The 16293-nt window shown below is 71.6% G+C and carries 11 protein-coding genes and 1 riboswitch; of the genes, 6 read left to right on the top strand and 5 right to left on the bottom strand.

Annotated features, from left to right (window positions below):
• Positions 1-89: 89 nt before the first annotated feature.
• Positions 90-530: an SsgA family sporulation/cell division regulator gene (locus HHL19_RS32910; RefSeq protein ID WP_169094074.1), complete on the top strand. Its 441-nt coding sequence runs from the start codon at positions 90-92 to the stop codon at positions 528-530.
• A 216-nt stretch (positions 531-746) separates the two neighbouring features.
• Here HHL19_RS32910 and HHL19_RS32905 read toward each other — a convergent pair whose 3' ends face one another.
• Complete coding sequence (locus HHL19_RS32905; protein ID WP_346768505.1) at positions 747-2153, bottom strand: YibE/F family protein; 1407 nt, start codon at positions 2151-2153, stop codon at positions 747-749.
• Between the two features lie 71 nt (positions 2154-2224).
• Positions 2225-2361: riboswitch (TPP riboswitch) on the top strand.
• Here HHL19_RS32905 and thiC point away from each other — a divergent pair.
• Positions 2356-4155, top strand: a complete 1800-nt coding sequence (gene thiC, locus HHL19_RS32900) for a phosphomethylpyrimidine synthase ThiC (protein ID WP_169094037.1) — start codon at positions 2356-2358, stop codon at positions 4153-4155. (Overlaps the previous riboswitch by 6 nt.)
• A gap of 63 nt (positions 4156-4218) precedes the next feature.
• Here the strand turns inward: thiC and HHL19_RS32895 are convergent, their stop codons facing one another.
• The 3 genes from HHL19_RS32895 to HHL19_RS32885 form a co-directional block, all read right to left on the bottom strand.
• Positions 4219-4878 (bottom strand): hypothetical protein, encoded by a 660-nt coding sequence (locus tag HHL19_RS32895; protein ID WP_169094036.1) that lies wholly within the window; start codon positions 4876-4878, stop codon positions 4219-4221.
• Between the two features lie 161 nt (positions 4879-5039).
• Positions 5040-6410 carry a metallophosphoesterase gene (locus HHL19_RS32890; RefSeq protein WP_346768509.1) on the bottom strand — a complete coding sequence of 457 codons (1371 nt, stop codon included), beginning with the start codon at positions 6408-6410 and terminating at the stop codon, positions 5040-5042.
• 387 nt (positions 6411-6797) lie between these two features.
• Positions 6798-7904, bottom strand: a complete 1107-nt coding sequence (locus HHL19_RS32885; RefSeq protein WP_169094034.1) for a LacI family DNA-binding transcriptional regulator — start codon at positions 7902-7904, stop codon at positions 6798-6800.
• 511 nt (positions 7905-8415) lie between these two features.
• Between HHL19_RS32885 and hisC the strand changes: the two genes are divergently transcribed.
• Positions 8416-9507 carry a histidinol-phosphate transaminase gene (gene hisC, locus HHL19_RS32880; RefSeq protein WP_169094033.1) on the top strand — a complete coding sequence of 364 codons (1092 nt, stop codon included), beginning with the start codon at positions 8416-8418 and terminating at the stop codon, positions 9505-9507.
• A 63-nt stretch (positions 9508-9570) separates the two neighbouring features.
• On the opposite strand, the gene HHL19_RS32875 is transcribed toward hisC, so the two are convergent.
• The gene (locus tag HHL19_RS32875) at positions 9571-9945 is read right to left on the bottom strand and encodes a cyclophilin-like fold protein (protein ID WP_169094032.1); all 375 of its coding nucleotides are present in this window, start codon (positions 9943-9945) and stop codon (positions 9571-9573) included.
• A 202-nt stretch (positions 9946-10147) separates the two neighbouring features.
• Between HHL19_RS32875 and HHL19_RS32870 the strand changes: the two genes are divergently transcribed.
• From HHL19_RS32870 to cydD, 3 genes are read left to right on the top strand one after another with little or no spacing between them, the layout of a single operon-like run.
• Positions 10148-11665 (top strand): cytochrome ubiquinol oxidase subunit I, encoded by a 1518-nt coding sequence (locus HHL19_RS32870; protein ID WP_169094031.1) that lies wholly within the window; start codon positions 10148-10150, stop codon positions 11663-11665.
• An 18-nt stretch (positions 11666-11683) separates the two neighbouring features.
• Positions 11684-12685: a cytochrome d ubiquinol oxidase subunit II gene (cydB, locus tag HHL19_RS32865; RefSeq protein ID WP_169094030.1), complete on the top strand. Its 1002-nt coding sequence runs from the start codon at positions 11684-11686 to the stop codon at positions 12683-12685.
• A 55-nt stretch (positions 12686-12740) separates the two neighbouring features.
• Positions 12741-16286 carry a thiol reductant ABC exporter subunit CydD gene (gene cydD / locus HHL19_RS32860; RefSeq protein ID WP_169094029.1) on the top strand — a complete coding sequence of 1182 codons (3546 nt, stop codon included), beginning with the start codon at positions 12741-12743 and terminating at the stop codon, positions 16284-16286.
• The last annotated feature ends 7 nt before the right edge of the window (positions 16287-16293 follow it).

Raw genomic sequence — 16293 nt, 5'->3', positions numbered from 1 at the left:
AGGGCCACGGGGGATCATTCCTGGCCGTTTCGGTCACAGCTTTCAGCAGCTGTGTTTACACAACTGCTCCATCTACTGCGGGGTACATGATGCGAGAGTCGGTTCAGGCCGAGGTCCTGATGAGCTTCCTCGTCTCCGAGGAGCTCTCCTTCAAGATCCCAGTCGAACTGCGATACGAGACCCGGGATCCCTACGCGGTGCGGATGACCTTCCACCTTCCCGGAGACGCGCCCGTGACCTGGGCGTTCGGCAGAGAGCTGCTGCTCGACGGGATCAACCGCCCGAGCGGCGACGGCGACGTCCACATCGCCCCGACCGAGCCCGAGGGCCTGTCGGACGTCTCCATCCGGCTCCAGGTGGGCGGTGACCGCGCCCTCTTCCGCGCCAGCGCCCCGCCGCTGGTCGCCTTCCTCGACCGCACGGACAAGCTGGTCCCGCTCGGCCAGGAACAGACGCTGGGCGACTTCGAGGACAGCCTGGAGGCCGCGCTCGGCAAGATCCTCGCCGAGGAGAGCGCCGGCCCCGCCTGACCGGAAACCGCTCCGTACGCCTGACGCGGGCACCCGTTCCGTACACCTGACGCCGGAACCGATGCGTACGTCCGACACCGGCACCCGTTCCGCAGGGCCGACGTCGGCACCCCTCCCGTACGGCCGATGCCGGTACCTCTCCCGTACGGCCGACGCCGGCACCCCCTCCCGTACGCCTGCCGCAGGCGCCCGCCCCGTACGGCCGCCGCGCGCGCGTCACTTCGCGCGGCGCCGCCGTCCGCCGCGGCCCGCCGCCCGGCCGCCGGCCTCCGCCGCCGAGGGACGGTCGGCCGAGACCACGAGCGCCGCGAGTGCCGTCGTGACCGGCACCGAGGCGACCAGACCGATCGAGCCGACCAGCGTCCGCACGATCTCCTCCGCCACCAGTTCGCTGTTGGCCACCGTCCCCATGCTGCTCTGCGCGATGGTGAAGAGCAGGAGCAGCGGGAGCGCGGCGCCGGCGTAGGCCAGGACCAGCGTGTTGACCACCGAGGCGATGTGGTCGCGGCCGATCCGGATCCCGGCCCGGTACAGGGCGCGCGGCCCCATGCCGGGATCGGCCTGGTGCAGCTCCCAGACGGCCGAGGTCTGCGTGACGGTGACATCGTCCAGAACACCGAGAGAACCGATGATCACACCGGCGAGCAGCAGGCCGGACATGTCGATCTCCGGGTAGAGACCGTGGATCAGCCCGGTGTAGTCGTCGGTGTTGCCGCTGAGCGAGGCCCAGCCGATGAAGAAGGAACCGAGCAGGCCGATCAACAGCAGCGAGATCAGCGTGCCCAGGACCGCGACCGAGGTCCTGGCCGACAGGCCGTGGCACATGTAGAGCGCCAGCAGCATGATCGCGCTCGACCCGACCACCGCCACGACCAGCGGGTTCGACCCCTCCAGGATCGCGGGCAGGATGAAGAGGGTGAGCACCAGGAAGCTCACCGCGAGCGCGATCAGCGCCATCACGCCCCGCATGCGGCCGACGAGCACGACCGCGAGCGCGAAGATGCCGGCGAGGACCGCCATCGGCACCTTCCGGTTCACGTCCGTCACCGAGTACTGCAGGTCCTTCGGGGCGTCGGGGGCGTAGGCGACCACCACGCCCTGGCCCTCGTCCAGTTGGCGCGGAGCGTCCGGCTGCACGATCTCGGTGAACCGCCGTCCCTGGTGCGGACCGCTGGTGACCTCGATCGTCGCCTTCTCGCACTGCCCCTGCTGCCCGTTGACCGCCTCGCGGCCCTGCGGGGTGGAGGTGTCGCCGGTGGGCGGCACCTGCGCCGCGTTCACGTCCTTGCAGTCCACCTGCTCGACCGCCACGACCTTGCCCTGCTCGGTCTGCCGGTCGAAACCGACCCCGGTCCGCTCGTGGGCCGGCGTGCCACCGGGCCAGAGCACCGCGAGGCCGACGACCACGGCGGTGGCGAAGGGGATGAGGACCGCCGCGATGACTCTGCGCAGATGGCGCGAGACGGGCGCGGCGGGCCCGTGGCTGTGGCTGTGTCCATGGCCGGAACCATGGCCGGAGCCGTGGTCAGGACCCTGGTCAGGACCGTGCCGGCCGAAACCATGCCCGTGCTCGTGGCCGTGCTCGTGGCCGTGCGGATCGGGGGACTGCTGGGGGGAGGTCACCGCCCGATCATCGCAAGAACGGTGGGGGCCCACTGTTCAGCACGCCCGGGAGGGCGCTAGCCTCGTGACACCTTTGCACACGCGGGAGCTCGGAGCACCGGGCTGAGAGGGCGCTGATCACCGTACGCACACGTACGGGAGGAGGCTGCGCCGACCGCCGAACCTGTTACCGGGTAATGCCGGCGTAGGGAGATTCGGTCACATGACCATTCAGGATGCACGCACGCCTGCCTCCGACCGGAACGACGGCCGGAACGACGGCCAGGACGAGCGCACGCCGGGCTGGCACAAGGGCTACGTCGAGGGCTCCCGCCCCGACCTCCGGGTGCCGGTCCGTCAGGTGCACCTCACCAACGGCAAGGACGTGACGCTGTACGACACGTCCGGCCCGTACACCGACCCCGCCGTCGAGACCGACGTGCGCCGGGGCCTGCTCCCGCTCCGCGAGAACTGGATCATCGCGCGCGGCGACACCGAGGAGTACGCGGGCCGCCCGGTCCGTCCCGAGGACGACGGCATCAAGCACACCTCGCCGCGCGGCGGCGGGCTCAAGAACCTCGACGCCGTCTTCCCCGGCCGTCCGCGGCTGCCCCGCCGGGGCCGCGCCGGGGAGGCCGTGACCCAGCTCGCGTACGCCCGCCGGGGCGAGATCACCCCGGAGATGGAGTACGTGGCGATCCGGGAGAACGTCTCCCCCGAGGTCGTCCGCGAGGAGATCGCGGCGGGCCGCGCGGTGCTGCCGGCCAACGTCAACCACCCGGAGATCGAGCCGATGATCATCGGCAAGCGGTTCCTGGTGAAGGTCAACGCCAACATCGGCAACTCCGCCGTCACCTCCTCCATCGAGGAGGAGGTGGAGAAGATGACCTGGGCGACCCGCTGGGGCGCCGACACGGTCATGGACCTGTCCACCGGCCGCAACATCCACACCACCCGCGAGTGGGTGCTGCGCAACTCCCCCGTGCCCATCGGCACCGTGCCGCTCTACCAGGCCCTGGAGAAGGTCGACGGCCGGGCCGAGGAGCTGACCTGGGAGATCTACAAGGACACGGTCATCGAGCAGGCCGAGCAGGGCGTGGACTACATGACCGTGCACGCCGGCGTACTCCTGCCGTACGTGCCGCTCACCGCGCGCCGCAAGACCGGCATCGTCTCGCGCGGCGGCTCGATCATGGCCGCCTGGTGCCTCGCGCACCACAAGGAGAACTTCCTCTACACGAACTTCGAGGAGCTCTGCGAGATCCTCGCGGCGTACGACGTCACCTACTCGCTCGGCGACGGTCTGCGCCCCGGCTCGATCGCGGACGCCAACGACGACGCCCAGTTCGCCGAGCTGCGCACCCTCGGCGAGCTGAACACGATCGCCAAGCGCCACAACGTGCAGACGATGATCGAGGGCCCGGGCCACGTCCCGATGCACAAGATCAAGGAGAACATCGACCTCCAGCAGGAGATCTGCGAGGAGGCGCCGTTCTACACGCTCGGCCCGCTGACGACGGACGTCGCGCCCGCGTACGACCACATCACCTCCGGCATCGGCGCGGCGATGATCGCCTGGTGGGGCACCGCGATGCTCTGCTACGTCACGCCCAAGGAGCACCTGGGCCTGCCGAACCGCGACGACGTGAAGACCGGTGTCATCACGTACAAGATCGCGGCGCACGCGGCGGACCTGGCCAAGGGGCATCCGGGTGCGCAGGAGTGGGACGACGCGCTCTCCGACGCGCGCTTCGAGTTCCGCTGGGAGGACCAGTTCAACCTGGCCCTCGACCCGGACACCGCCCGTGAGTTCCACGACGAGACGCTGCCGGCGGAGCCCGCTAAGACCGCCCACTTCTGCTCGATGTGCGGTCCGAAGTTCTGCTCGATGAAGATCTCCCAGGACATCCGCCGTGAGCACGGCGGGGACCTGAAGAAGGAGGAGATCGAGGCCGGCATGGCCGAGAAGTCGGCGGAGTTCGCCGCGTCCGGCAACCGCGTCTACCTGCCGATGGCGGAGTAGCGGCCGGCCGTACGAGACCCGCCCCGACCCGCGGTCCACGGGGGGATCGCGGGCCGGGGCGCTTCACGGGGGCGGGGGCGTCGGGTCCCGGTCGGGGTCGGCGGCCGTGGCTGTGGCCGTGGCCGTGGCCGTGAGGGCGGCCTGGAGGAAGGGGACGACGCCGCGCTCCAGGAGGGCGTGGCGCCAGGCGGCGCGGGCCCGGGCGAGTTCGTCGTCGGGGGCACCGGTCTCGGCGGGGCGGTTGCGGAGGGCGGTCAGGAGGAGCCCGGCGCCCGCGCAGAGCAGTCCGGCGGCGGCGAGGGCGCCGAAGACCAGGCCGGCGGTGAGCAGCGTGGTGCCGAGGGCGGCGTCCGGGGCGAGCCAGCGGACCACGGCGCCGACCAGGAGGAAGATCGCGGCGGCGGTGCCGGCGAGGACGGGGACGAGGACGGTGAGGACCGCGACGGCGCCCGGTGACTCGTCGGGGGCGGGGGTCCGGGGGCGGTTGGAGGCGGCGCGGTCCGCCTCGCGGACCTTGGTGAAGTGCTCGTACTCGCCCGCCGCCGCGGCGGTGATCAGCGCTGTCGCGTTCAGAGCCATCGCGCGCAGCTGACCGGTGGTCAGCCGGGTGCCCGCTCCGGCGAGTTCCGGCCGGTGCGGAGCCGTGCGCAGTGCGTCGTCGAGGACCCGCTCGTACTCGGCGCGGTCCTCGGTCAGCAGGTGCGGAGCCACGTTCATGTGCATCCCCCGATGCTCGATGGGCCGGGACCGGCCGTGGAGAACGGCGGTCCGGGCGGAAGCGGAGGAGAGCCTGCCTAACTGGGGAGACCGATGGTAGGGCCGTGACCGTGCGCGCTGACAGGGGGTTTCCGGAATTCGCCCGCTCCGGATGCGCAGGGTGAGGGTCAGTCCCCCAGCGGGAGTTGGACCACCAGCAGCTTTCCGGCCATGGTGACGCCGCCGTCCATGGCGATGGCGAGACCGTCGGCGTAGACGTGCGGGCCGTCGACCACCGGGCGCGATTCCTCCTCGCCGTCCTCCGTGCCGACCTGGCCGAGGAGGTACGGGATCGGGCTGTGGCCGTGCACGACCCGGGAGCCGCCGTAGGTGCCGAGCAGCTCCTGGACGGCCTCCGGGCCGCCCTCGTCGCGGAAGGCGAAGCGCTTGGTGAACTTCCGGAAGAGGTCCCAGACCTCGTCTGCGTCGTTGCGCGTGAGGACCTCGTGGACGGTGTCGTTGACGTCCTCGATCGTCTGGCCGTAGTCGAGGTACGCGGTGGTGTCCGAGTGCAGCAGGAGGTGGTCGTCCTCGCGGACGACGGCGTCGAGCCGGGACATCCACTGGAGGTGGACGTCCTGGAGGCGGTCCATGTCGTGCTTCTGGCCGCCGTTGAGCAGCCAGGCGGCCTGGAAGGTGGCGGTGCCGGCCCCGGAGTTGACGGGCGTGTCGCCGAAGCGCTTGGCGCCGATGAGGAGCAGCTCGTGGTTGCCCATGAGCGCCTTGCAGTAGCCGCCGGCGGCGGCGGCCTCGGCGGAGAGCCGCATGACGAGGTCGATGACGCCGATGCCGTCGGGTCCGCGGTCGGTGAAGTCGCCGAGGAACCAGAGCCGGGCGTTGCCCGCGGCCCAGCCGCCGTTCTCGTCGACGAGGCCCTGGGCGCGGAGGGCGGCGAGGAGCTCGTCGAGGTAGCCGTGGACGTCGCCGACGACGTAGAGCGGCCCGGGGCCGTCGCCGGTGGGCGCGGGCGCGGGAGCGGCGGCCGGGGCGACGGGGACCTGGAGGGTGTCGCCGCGCTGGATGACCGGGAGGTCGCGCTCGGTGGGCGTGTACCCGTCCGGGAAGTCGTCGGGGAAGCCGCCGGCACCGGGGTGGGCGGAGGCCGAGGCGGCGACGGGGGCGGAGGGGGCGGCGACGGGGGCGGCGGCCACGGGGCGGGCGGCGTCGGCGTGCGCCGTCGGGACCGGGGGCTCGGCGTACGCGGCCGGTTCGGGGTGTGCCGGAGGCTCGGTGTACGCGGCCGGTTCGGGGCGTACCTGAGGCTCGGTGTACGTGGGGGCTTCGGGGCGTGCCGGAGGTTCCGGGAACGCGACCGGCTCGGGGTACGCGGCCGGGCGCGTGCCCAGGTGGAGCGTGGGGTCGGCGGGCGGGACGGGCGGCTCGCCCGCGTGGCCCTGCACGGGCACCCGGGCGTACGGGGGTACGCGGAAGTCACGCAATGTCGCCGTGCGTTCCACGGGATCCTGCCCGTCCCCCTGAGTCATCGACCCCTCCACCACCGTCGCGATGCCCTGCACATCGCGGACCGGCCTGGTCGGGGGGTCCGCGGTGTCGTGCGCCCATCATAGGAATGAGGGTCCGCCTGTGTGACGCACCAGGGGTGGTGAATCCGGGTTGGCTCCGGGTTCACCGGTTGTTTCGCCCGAATTGAGAAGGTCCAGTCCAGGGTCGGGTCCGGTGGGGTGCCCGGTTTCGCCGTTCCCGCCCACGGGCAGGGACGGGACGGTGCTCGTTCTCGGGGCCGTACTCGGTCGTGCTCGCGACGTGTTCGCGATGTGTTCGGTCGTGCTCGGTCGTGCTCGGTCACGCTCGCGATGCGTTCGCGACGTGCTCGTGTCGTTCGTCCGGCCGCTCTTTCGGCGCGGCCGGAGTCCGTAGGGGTGCCGTCAGTCCTTCGCGGGTGAGCGCGGCGGGCTCACCGTCGTCCGCGGCGACCGGCGCTGCGAGGAGGTGCGGACGATGAGTTCGGTCGGTATCACCTGCTCCAGCGGACCGTCGCCCTCGATCCCCTCGATGGCGTCGATGAGGAGCTGGACGACGGCGGTGCCGATGCGCCGCGGTTTGAGCGAGAGCGTCGTGATGGGCGGTTCGGTGGTGGCGTAGACGGTGGACTCGCTGCAGCACACGATCAGCAGGTCGTCCGGGACGCGCAGCCCGTAGCGGCGGGCGGCGGCGAGGAGGTCGGTGCCGTTGGGGTCGAAGAGGCCGTAGACGGCGTCGGGACGGTCGGGGCGGGCGAGCAGCCGGTCGGCCGCGACGGCGCCCGCGCACGGGTCGTGCGCCGGGTAGGCCTCGTAGACGGGGTCCTGTCCGACCCGCTCGCACCAGTTGAGGTACGCGGTGGTGGAGAGGCGGGTGTAGGTGTCGGTGGTGGTGCCGGTGAGGAGGCCGATCCGGCGCGCGCCGGCGTCGGCGAGGTGGTCGAGGAGGGCGAGGACGGCGGCCTCGTGGTCGTTGTCGACCCAGGCGGTCACCGGGAGCGTGCCGGCGGGGCGCCCGTCGGAGACGACGGGGAGGCCCTGGCGGACGAGCTCGGTGACGACCGGGTCGTGGTCGGAGGGGTCGATGACGACGGTGCCGTCGAGGGCGACGTTCGACCAGACGTCATGGCGTGATGTCGCGGGGAGGATGACGAGGGCGTAGCCGCGGGCGAGCGCGGCCGACGTGGCGGCCCTGGCCATCTCCGCGAAGTAGGCGAACTCCGTGAAGGTGAAAGGTTCATCCCCGTATGTCGTCACGGTCAGGCCGATGAGTCCCGACTTGCCGGTGCGGAGCGTGCGGGCCGCCGCGGAGGGGCGGTAGCCCAGCCGGTCGGCGACCTCGCGGACGTGCCTGCGGGTGGCGTCCGGGAGTCGGCCCTTGCCGTTGAGCGCGTCGGAGACAGTCGTGATGGAGACCCCGGCGGCGGCGGCCACGTCCCGGATGCCTGCCCGGCCCTGCCGGCTTCCCCGGGTCTGTGCCCGGCTCACCTGGTGCTTCCCTGCTGCTGTCATGGCGAGCCGATAGTAGGGCGATGCGGGGTGGGCGAGACGGTCGCATATGCAAGCGTTGACAGGCACGTTTCTGCATGGTCGACCCAGGTCAAATGAAGGAGAATCCAAGGTAGTTGAGGGTTTTTCCATGCGACTTGATGCCGTCGGGCGGGATGGGCCTGGTGTGGGGGAGAGGTCTCGAAGAGGTCTCAACTCACCTCTACGGGGGATGCGCGCCACGGCGCTCGCCACCGGCGCACGCCACCCGCCCGTGCGCCCCCTCGCGTGGGGAGGGCCGGAGGGGGAGGTTGGACGGAGGGTCGGAGGGGGCCGGAGGGAAGGCCGGAGGGAAGGTCGGAGGGAAGGCCGGAGGGAAGGTCGGAGGGAAGGTCGGAGGGAAGGTCGGAGAGAGGGGCGGCGGGGCGGTTTTCCACAGCGTTGCAGGGCTGTTGTCCACAGCCCATTCGCAGCGGGCCGGAATCCTCATAAGGTGAGAAGCATTGGCGGTACGGACGGTCGAGGAGGCCACACTGTGAGCGAGACCAGCGGGACGAGCGCGTCCACCCCGAAGCTGCGCGCCGAGCTGGACGGCGTCCCCACCTACAAGCCGGGCAAGCCGGCCGCCGCGGGCGGCCCGGTCGCCTTCAAGCTGTCCTCCAACGAGAACCCCTACCCCCCGCTGCCGGGCGTGATGGAGAGCGCGCTGGCCGCCGCCGCGAACTTCAACCGGTACCCGGACATGGCCTGCACCGCGCTCTCCGCGGAGCTGGCCGACCGCTTCGGCGTCCCGGTCTCCCACATCGCCACCGGCACCGGCTCGGTCGGCGTCGCCCAGTCGCTGCTCCAGGCGACCTCGGGCCCGGGCGACGAGGTGATCTACGCCTGGCGCTCCTTCGAGGCGTACCCGATCATCACGCAGATCAGCGGGGCCACCTCGGTGCAGGTGCCGCTCAAGGACGACGAGACGCACGACCTCGACGCCATGGCCGAGGCGATCACCGAGCGGACCCGGCTGATCTTCGTCTGCAACCCCAACAACCCCACGGGCACCGCGGTGCGCCGGGCCGAGCTGGAGCGCTTCCTCGACCAAGTGCCCTCCGACGTCCTGGTCGTGATCGACGAGGCGTACAAGGAGTTCGTGCGCGACATCGACATCCCGGACGGCGTCGAGCTCTACCGCGACCGGCCGAACGTGGCGGTGCTGCGCACCTTCTCCAAGGCGTACGGCCTGGCGGGGCTGCGGGTCGGCTTCGCGATCGCCCACGAGCCGGTGGCGGCGGCGCTGCGCAAGACGGCGGTGCCGTTCGGCGTGAGCCAGGTGGCGCAGGACGCGGCGGTGGCCTCGCTGCGCGCCGAGGACGAGCTGCTCGGCCGGGTCGGTTCGCTGGTGGCGGAGCGCGAGCGGGTCCGCGCGGGGCTCGTGGCCCAGGGCTGGACGGTGCCGGACGCCCAGGCGAACTTCGTCTGGCTGCGGCTCGGCGAGCGCACCATGGAGTTCGCGGCGGAGTGCGAGCGGCACGGTGTGGTGGTGCGGCCGTTCGCGGGGGAGGGCGTGCGCGTCACGATCGGCGAGACCGAGGCGAACGACCTGTTCCTGAAGGTGACGGAGGGCTTCCGTAAGTGAGGGAAGGCTTCCGCCAGGGAACCTGAAGGCTCGGGGGCGGCGTACCGGCTGCCCTGAGGGCTCTCAGGCGAGTTCCACGCGGATCGGGTCGCCGTCGCGGACGGTGGCCAGGATCCGCGGGTCCTCGTCGAGCGAGCCCAGCAGATTGCACGGGCTCGCGAGGCGGCACTCCTCGCCCCGTGAGATCGGGGTCGGCCCGTAGGGGAGGGCGAGGGCGTCGCCGTCGGTCCAGAAGGCCACCGTGCCGGGGTCGACGACCTGGCGTGCCCCCTCCTCGCGCGGCACCGAGACCGGAGTGTCGAAGTAGACCTCCTCGCCCCAGGTGCGGGCGGTGGAGACGATCGGCAGTGCCCCCAGGAGCGCCGTGCTCGTGGGGGTCTCGTCGAGGGTGGCCGTGGTGTGCCCGGCCGGCCAACTGAGGCGTATCCGAAGGGTCATGGGGCGAATTCAACAATATGTTGAAGCCCCTGGGAAGGTGTGACCTTCGGTACAGCCCCCCACTCTCCAGTACGGATTTCGTATGAGTCATAATGCTTGTGAATGTGAACGCGTTCACAAGCGTGTCCCGTTCGTCCCGTAACAGGGGGGAGCAAAGGGGCAAACTGCCGATGTGACCACGGCGATGTAAGGAGAAGACGACGTGGACCTCGCTCTGGCGCCGGAGACTTTGGCGCGCTGGCAGTTCGGCATCACCACCGTCTACCACTTTCTCTTCGTTCCGCTGACGATCTCGCTCGCCGCGCTCACCGCGGGGCTCCAGACCGCCTGGGTGCGGAGCGGGAAGGAGAAGTACCTCCGGGCCACCAAGTTCTGGGGGAAGCTCTTCCTCATCAACATCGCGATGGGTGTCGTCACCGGCATCGTGCAGGAGTTCCAGTTCGGCATGAACTGGTCGGACTACTCCCGCTTCGTCGGTGACATCTTCGGCGCCCCGCTGGCCTTCGAGGCCCTCATCGCCTTCTTCTTCGAGTCCACCTTCATCGGCCTGTGGATCTTCGGCTGGGACAAACTGCCGAAGAAGATCCACCTCGCCTGCATCTGGATGGTGTCGATCGGCACGATCCTCTCCGCGTACTTCATCCTGGCCGCCAACTCCTGGATGCAGCACCCGGTCGGCTACCGCATCAACGAGGACCGCGGCCAGGGTCCGCGCGCCGAGCTCACCGACTTCTGGCAGGTGCTCACCCAGAACACCGCCCTCACCCAGTTCTTCCACACCATGACGGCCGCCTTCCTCGTCGGCGGCGCCTTCATGGTCGGCATCTCCGCCTTCCACCTGATGCGCAAGCGGCACGTCCCGGTGATGCGGACCTCGCTGCGGCTCGGCCTGATCACGCTGATCATCGCCGGCCTCGGCACCGCCATCAGCGGGGACATGCTCGGCAAGGTCATGTTCAAGCAGCAGCCGATGAAGATGGCCGCCGCCGAGGCACTGTGGGACGGCGAGGCGCCCGCGCCCTTCTCGATCTTCGCGATCGGCGATGTGGACAAGGGCCACAACGAGGTCGCCATCGAGATCCCCGGGATACTGTCCTACCTCGCCAACGGCGACTTCCACTCGTACGTCCCCGGCATCAACGACGTCAACAAGGCCGAGCAGGAGAGGTTCGGGCCCGGCGACTACCGGCCCAACATCCCCGTCGCCTACTGGGGCTTCCGCTGGATGATCGGCTTCGGCATGGCCTCGCTCGCCATCGGCGTCGTCGGACTCTGGCTGACCCGCAAGAAGTTCCTGATCGCCCCCGGCCTGCGGACCGGTGAGGACGAAGTGCCGAACCTCGTCCTCTTCAGGAACAAGGCGCTCAGCCCGAAGATCGGCACGTGGTACTGGATCGTGGCCCTCTGGACCATGCTCTTCCCGCTCATCGCCAACTCCTGGGGCTGGATCTTCACCGAGATGGGCCGCCAGCCGTGGGTCGTCTACGGCGTGATGCGGACCAGCGCCGCCGTCTCCCCCGGCACCTCCCAGGGCGAGGTGCTCACCTCGATGATCGTCTTCACCGCCCTGTACGCGGTCCTCGCCGTCATCGAGGTCAAGCTCCTCGTGAAGTACGTGAAGGCAGGCCCGCCCGAGCTGACCGAGGACGACCTCAACCCGCCCACCAAGATCGGCGGGGACACCCGTGACCCCGACCGGCCCATGGCCTTCTCGTACTGAGGCTCAGGAGATCGAGGCATGGAACTCCACGACGTCTGGTTCGTACTCATCGCCGTCCTCTGGACCGGCTACTTCTTCCTTGAGGGTTTCGACTTCGGGGTCGGCATCCTCACCAAGCTGCTCGCTCGGAACCGGCCCGAGAAGCGGGTCCTGATCAACACCATCGGACCCGTCTGGGACGGCAACGAGGTCTGGCTGCTGACCGCCGGCGGCGCGACCTTCGCCGCCTTCCCCGAGTGGTACGCCACCCTCTTCTCCGGCTTCTACCTGCCGCTGCTGATCATCCTCGTCTGCCTCATCATCCGCGGTGTCGCCTTCGAGTACCGGGCCAAGCGGCCCGAGGAGAACTGGCAGCGCAACTGGGAGCAGGCGATCTTCTGGACCTCGCTGATCCCCGCGATCCTGTGGGGCGTCGCCTTCGGCAACATCGTCCGCGGCGTGAAGATCGACGCGAACATGGAGTACGTCGGCACCTTCTGGGACCTGCTCAACCCGTACGCGATCCTCGGCGGACTGGTGACGCTCACCCTCTTCACCTTCCACGGCACGGTCTTCGCGGCCCTGAAGACGGTCGGCGACATCCGGGCCAGGGCCCGGGCGCTCGCCCTGAAGCTGGGCCTCGTCACGGCGGTGCTCGCGCTCGCCTTCCTGATCTGGACCCAGGCCGACTCGGGTGACGCCTTGAGCCTCGCGGCGATGCTCGTCGCGGCGCTCTCGCTGGTCGGTGCGATCGGCGCCATCAAGGCGGGGCGCGAGGGCTGGTCGTTCGCGCTCTCGGGGGTGACGATCGCCGCCGCGGTCGCCATGCTGTTCCTGGCGCTCTTCCCGAACGTCATGCCGTCCTCGCTCGACCCCGCGTGGAGCCTGACGGTGACGAACGCGTCGTCGAGCCCGTACACGCTCAAGATCATGACCTGGTGTGCGGCCATCGCCACGCCGTTGGTACTGCTCTACCAGGGCTGGACCTACTGGGTCTTCCGCAAGCGGATCGGCACCCAGCACATCGTCGACGCCCACTAGGGCCTGTCCGCATCGGAGCTCGCACCAGAGCTCACAGCAGAGGGGCATGTTTCACGTGAAACCGATCGACCCGCGTCTCCTCCGGTACGCCCGGGCGACCCGTGTCTTCCTCGTCGCGGTCGTGGTGCTCGGCCTGGTCGGGGCGGGTCTGGTCATCGCCCAGGCGATGCTCATCGCCGAGATCGTGGTGGGGGCCTTCCAGCAGGGCCTCTCGGTTTCCGCGCTGACCACTCCCCTGCTGCTGCTCGCCGGGGTCGCGGTGGCCCGGGGCCTCGTCTCCTGGCTGACCGAGCTCGCGGCCCACCGGGCCAGCGCGGCGGTCAAGTCCGAACTCCGAGGCCGGCTCCTGGAGCAGGCCACCGCACTCGGGCCCGGCTGGCTCGGCGGGCAGCGCACCGGCTCGCTCATCGCGCTCGCCACCCGGGGCGTGGACGCGCTCGACGACTACTTCGCCCGCTACCTGCCCCAGCTCGGCCTCGCCGTCGTCGTCCCGATCGCGGTCCTCGCGCGGATCGTCACCGAGGACTGGGTCTCGGCCGCCATCATCGTCGTCACCCTGCCCCTCATCCCGGTCTTCATGATCCTGATCGGCTGGTACACCCAGGCCCGGATGGACCGGCAGTGGAAGCTGCTCTCCCGGCTCTCCGGCCACTTCCTCGACGTCGTCGCCGGACTGCCCACCCTCAAGGTCTTCGGCCGGGCCAAGGCCCAGGCCGCGTCGATCCGCGCCATCACCGCCGACTACCGGCGGGCGACCATGCGAACCCTGCGGATCGCCTTCCTCTCCTCCTTCGCCCTGGAACTGCTCTCCACGCTGTCGGTGGCGCTGGTCGCCGTCACCATCGGCATGCGGCTCGTCCACGGCACCCTCGACCTCTACACCGGCCTCGTCATCCTGGTCCTCGCACCCGAGGCGTATCTGCCGCTGCGCCAGGTCGGCGCCCAGTTCCACGCGGCGGCGGAGGGCCTCGCGGCGGCCGAGGAGATCTTCGAGGTCCTGGAGACCCCGGTGCGGAGCGGCGGTACGCGGGCGGTGTCGGCCGAGACGCGACTGGAGCTCGACCGGGTGACGGTCCGCCACCCGGGGCGCGCGGAGCCTTCCTTGGACGCGGCGAGCCTCACCGTCGAGCCGGGGGAGACGGTGGCGCTCGTCGGGCCCAGCGGCGCCGGGAAGTCGACCCTGCTCGACGTCGTCCTCGGTTTCACGGAGCCGGAGGGCGGCAGCGTACGGGTCGGGGGCGTGGAGCTGGCGGAGCTGGACCCGGCGGCCTGGCGCGAGCGGATCGCGTGGGTGCCGCAGCGGCCGTACCTCTTCGCCGGGACGATCGCCGAGAACGTGCGGCTCGCCCGGCCCGGGGCCGATGACGAGGAGGTGCGGGCGGCGCTCCGGGACGCCGGGGCGGACGTCTTCGTGGACGCCCTCCCCGAGGGGGCCGCGACCGTCCTCGGCGAGGACGGCGCCGGGCTCTCGGCCGGACAGCGGCAGCGGCTCGCGCTGGCGCGGGCCTTCCTAGCGGACCGGCCGCTGCTGCTCCTCGACGAGCCGACGGCGGCGCTCGACGGGGAGACGGAGGCGGGGATCGTCGACGCGGTGCGGCGGCTCGCCGCCGGGCGGACGGTGCTGCTCGTGGTGCACCGGCCGGCGCTGCTCGCGGTGGCGGATCGGGTGGTGACGATCGGGACGGTCGCCGCACCGGCTGGTGAGGGCACCGGCAGTGCGGGTGCCGTGATCGGCGCCGGGTCGGTCGGAGGGGTGCCCCCGTCCGTTCCGCCCCTGGAGGAACGCCCGCCCGCGCCCGGGGCGGCGAAGCCCCAGGGCGTCCTCGCCCGGGTCCGGTCCATGGCCGGCGAACTCAAGGGGCGGATGGGGCTCGCGCTGCTGCTCGGGAGCCTCGCACTCGGGTCGGCCGTGGGGCTCATGGCCGTGTCCGGGTGGCTCATCTCGCGGGCCTCGGAGCAGCCGCCCGTCCTGCACCTCATGGTCGCCGTGACCGCCACCCGCGCCTTCGGCATCGGGCGGGCCGTCTTCCGGTACGCCGAGCGGCTGGTCTCGCACGACGCCGTGCTGCGGATGCTCGCCGAACTGCGGGTCTCCGTCTACTCCCGGCTCGAACGGATCGCCCCGGCCGGACTCGGCCGCACCCGGCGCGGCGACCTGCTCGCCCGGCTCGTCCACGACGTCGACGCCCTCCAGGACTACTGGCTGCGCTGGCTGCTCCCGGCCGGTGCCGCGCTCGTCGTCGGGCTCGGCGCGGTCGGCTTCACCACCTGGCTGCTGCCCGAGGCGGGCGCCGTGCTCGCGGTGGGCCTGCTCGTGGCGGGTGTGCTCGTGCCGCCGCTGGGCGCCGCGCTGGCCCGCCGGGCCGAGCGGCGGCTCGCCCCGGCCCGCGGGGCGCTCGCGACGGCCGTCGCCGATCCGCTGCGCGGCTGCGCCGAGCTGACCGTGGCCGGGGCGCTGCCGGACCGGCTCGACCGGGCGCGGGCCGCCGACCGCACCCTCACCGGCATCGCCTCCCGGCAGTCCGCAGCGGCCGCGCTCGGCGCCGGGCTCTCGGCCCTGGTGTGCGGCCTGACGGTGGTCGCCGCGGCCTGGGTCGGCGTCCAGGCCGTCCGGGACGGCAGGCTCGACGGCGTCGCGCTCGCGGTCGTCGTCCTCACCCCGCTCGCCGCCTTCGAGGCCGTCACCGGCCTGCCGCTCGCCGTCCAGTACCGCCGGCGGGTCCGGCACAGCGCCGAGCGGGTCTTCGAGGTGCTCGACGCGCCCGTCCCCGTACACGAGCCGGCGGTGGCCGCCGCTCCCCCGGCCGGGCCGTTCCCGCTGGAGCTGGCCGGGCTCTCGGCCCGGTACGCCGGGCAGGAGCGGCCCGCGCTCGACGGGTTCGCGCTCACCCTCGGCGCCGGGCGGCGGGTCGCCGTCGTCGGCGCCTCGGGCTCCGGCAAGACCACGCTCGCCCAGGTGCTGCTGCGCTTCCTGGACGCGGAGGCGGGGACGTACCGGATCGGCGGGGTGGCGGCGCGGGAGCTCGACGGCGACGACGTACGCCGCTTCGTCGGCCTGTGCGCGCAGGACGCGCACCTCTTCGACAGCTCCCTGCGGGAGAACCTGCGGCTCGCCCGCCCGGGCGCGGGCGACGAGGAGCTGCGGGAGGCGCTGCGCCGGGCCCGGCTGCTCGACTGGGTCGACGGACTGCCCGACGGGCTCGACACCCTGGTGGGCGAGCACGGTTCGAAGCTCTCCGGCGGCCAGCGGCAGCGGCTCGCGCTGGCCCGCGCCCTCCTCGCCGACTTCCCGGTCCTCGTCCTCGACGAGCCGGCCGAGCACCTGGACCTGGCCACCGCCGACGCGCTCACCGACGACCTGCTCCGCGTCACCGAGGGCCGTACCACCGTCCTCATCACCCACCGGCTGCACGGACTCGACGCGGTCGACGAGGTGGTGGTCCTGGACGGCGGACGGACCGTGCAGCGCGGACCGTACGCCGCGCTCGCCGCCCAGGACGGGCCGCTGCGGCGGATGCTGGAGCAGGAGCGGGCGGCCGATCTGCTCCTCGCCGGTGCCACGCCGACCCCCGCCGACCATCCGACTTTTCTCTCCAAATAGGACTAAC

The organism is Streptomyces sp. R302, assembly GCF_012927245.1.
In the GTDB taxonomy this organism is placed as follows: Bacteria; Actinomycetota; Actinomycetes; order Streptomycetales; family Streptomycetaceae; genus Streptomyces.
The sequence above is the reverse complement of the archived record's forward strand: the minus strand, read 5'-3'. Positions and strand labels throughout refer to the sequence as shown.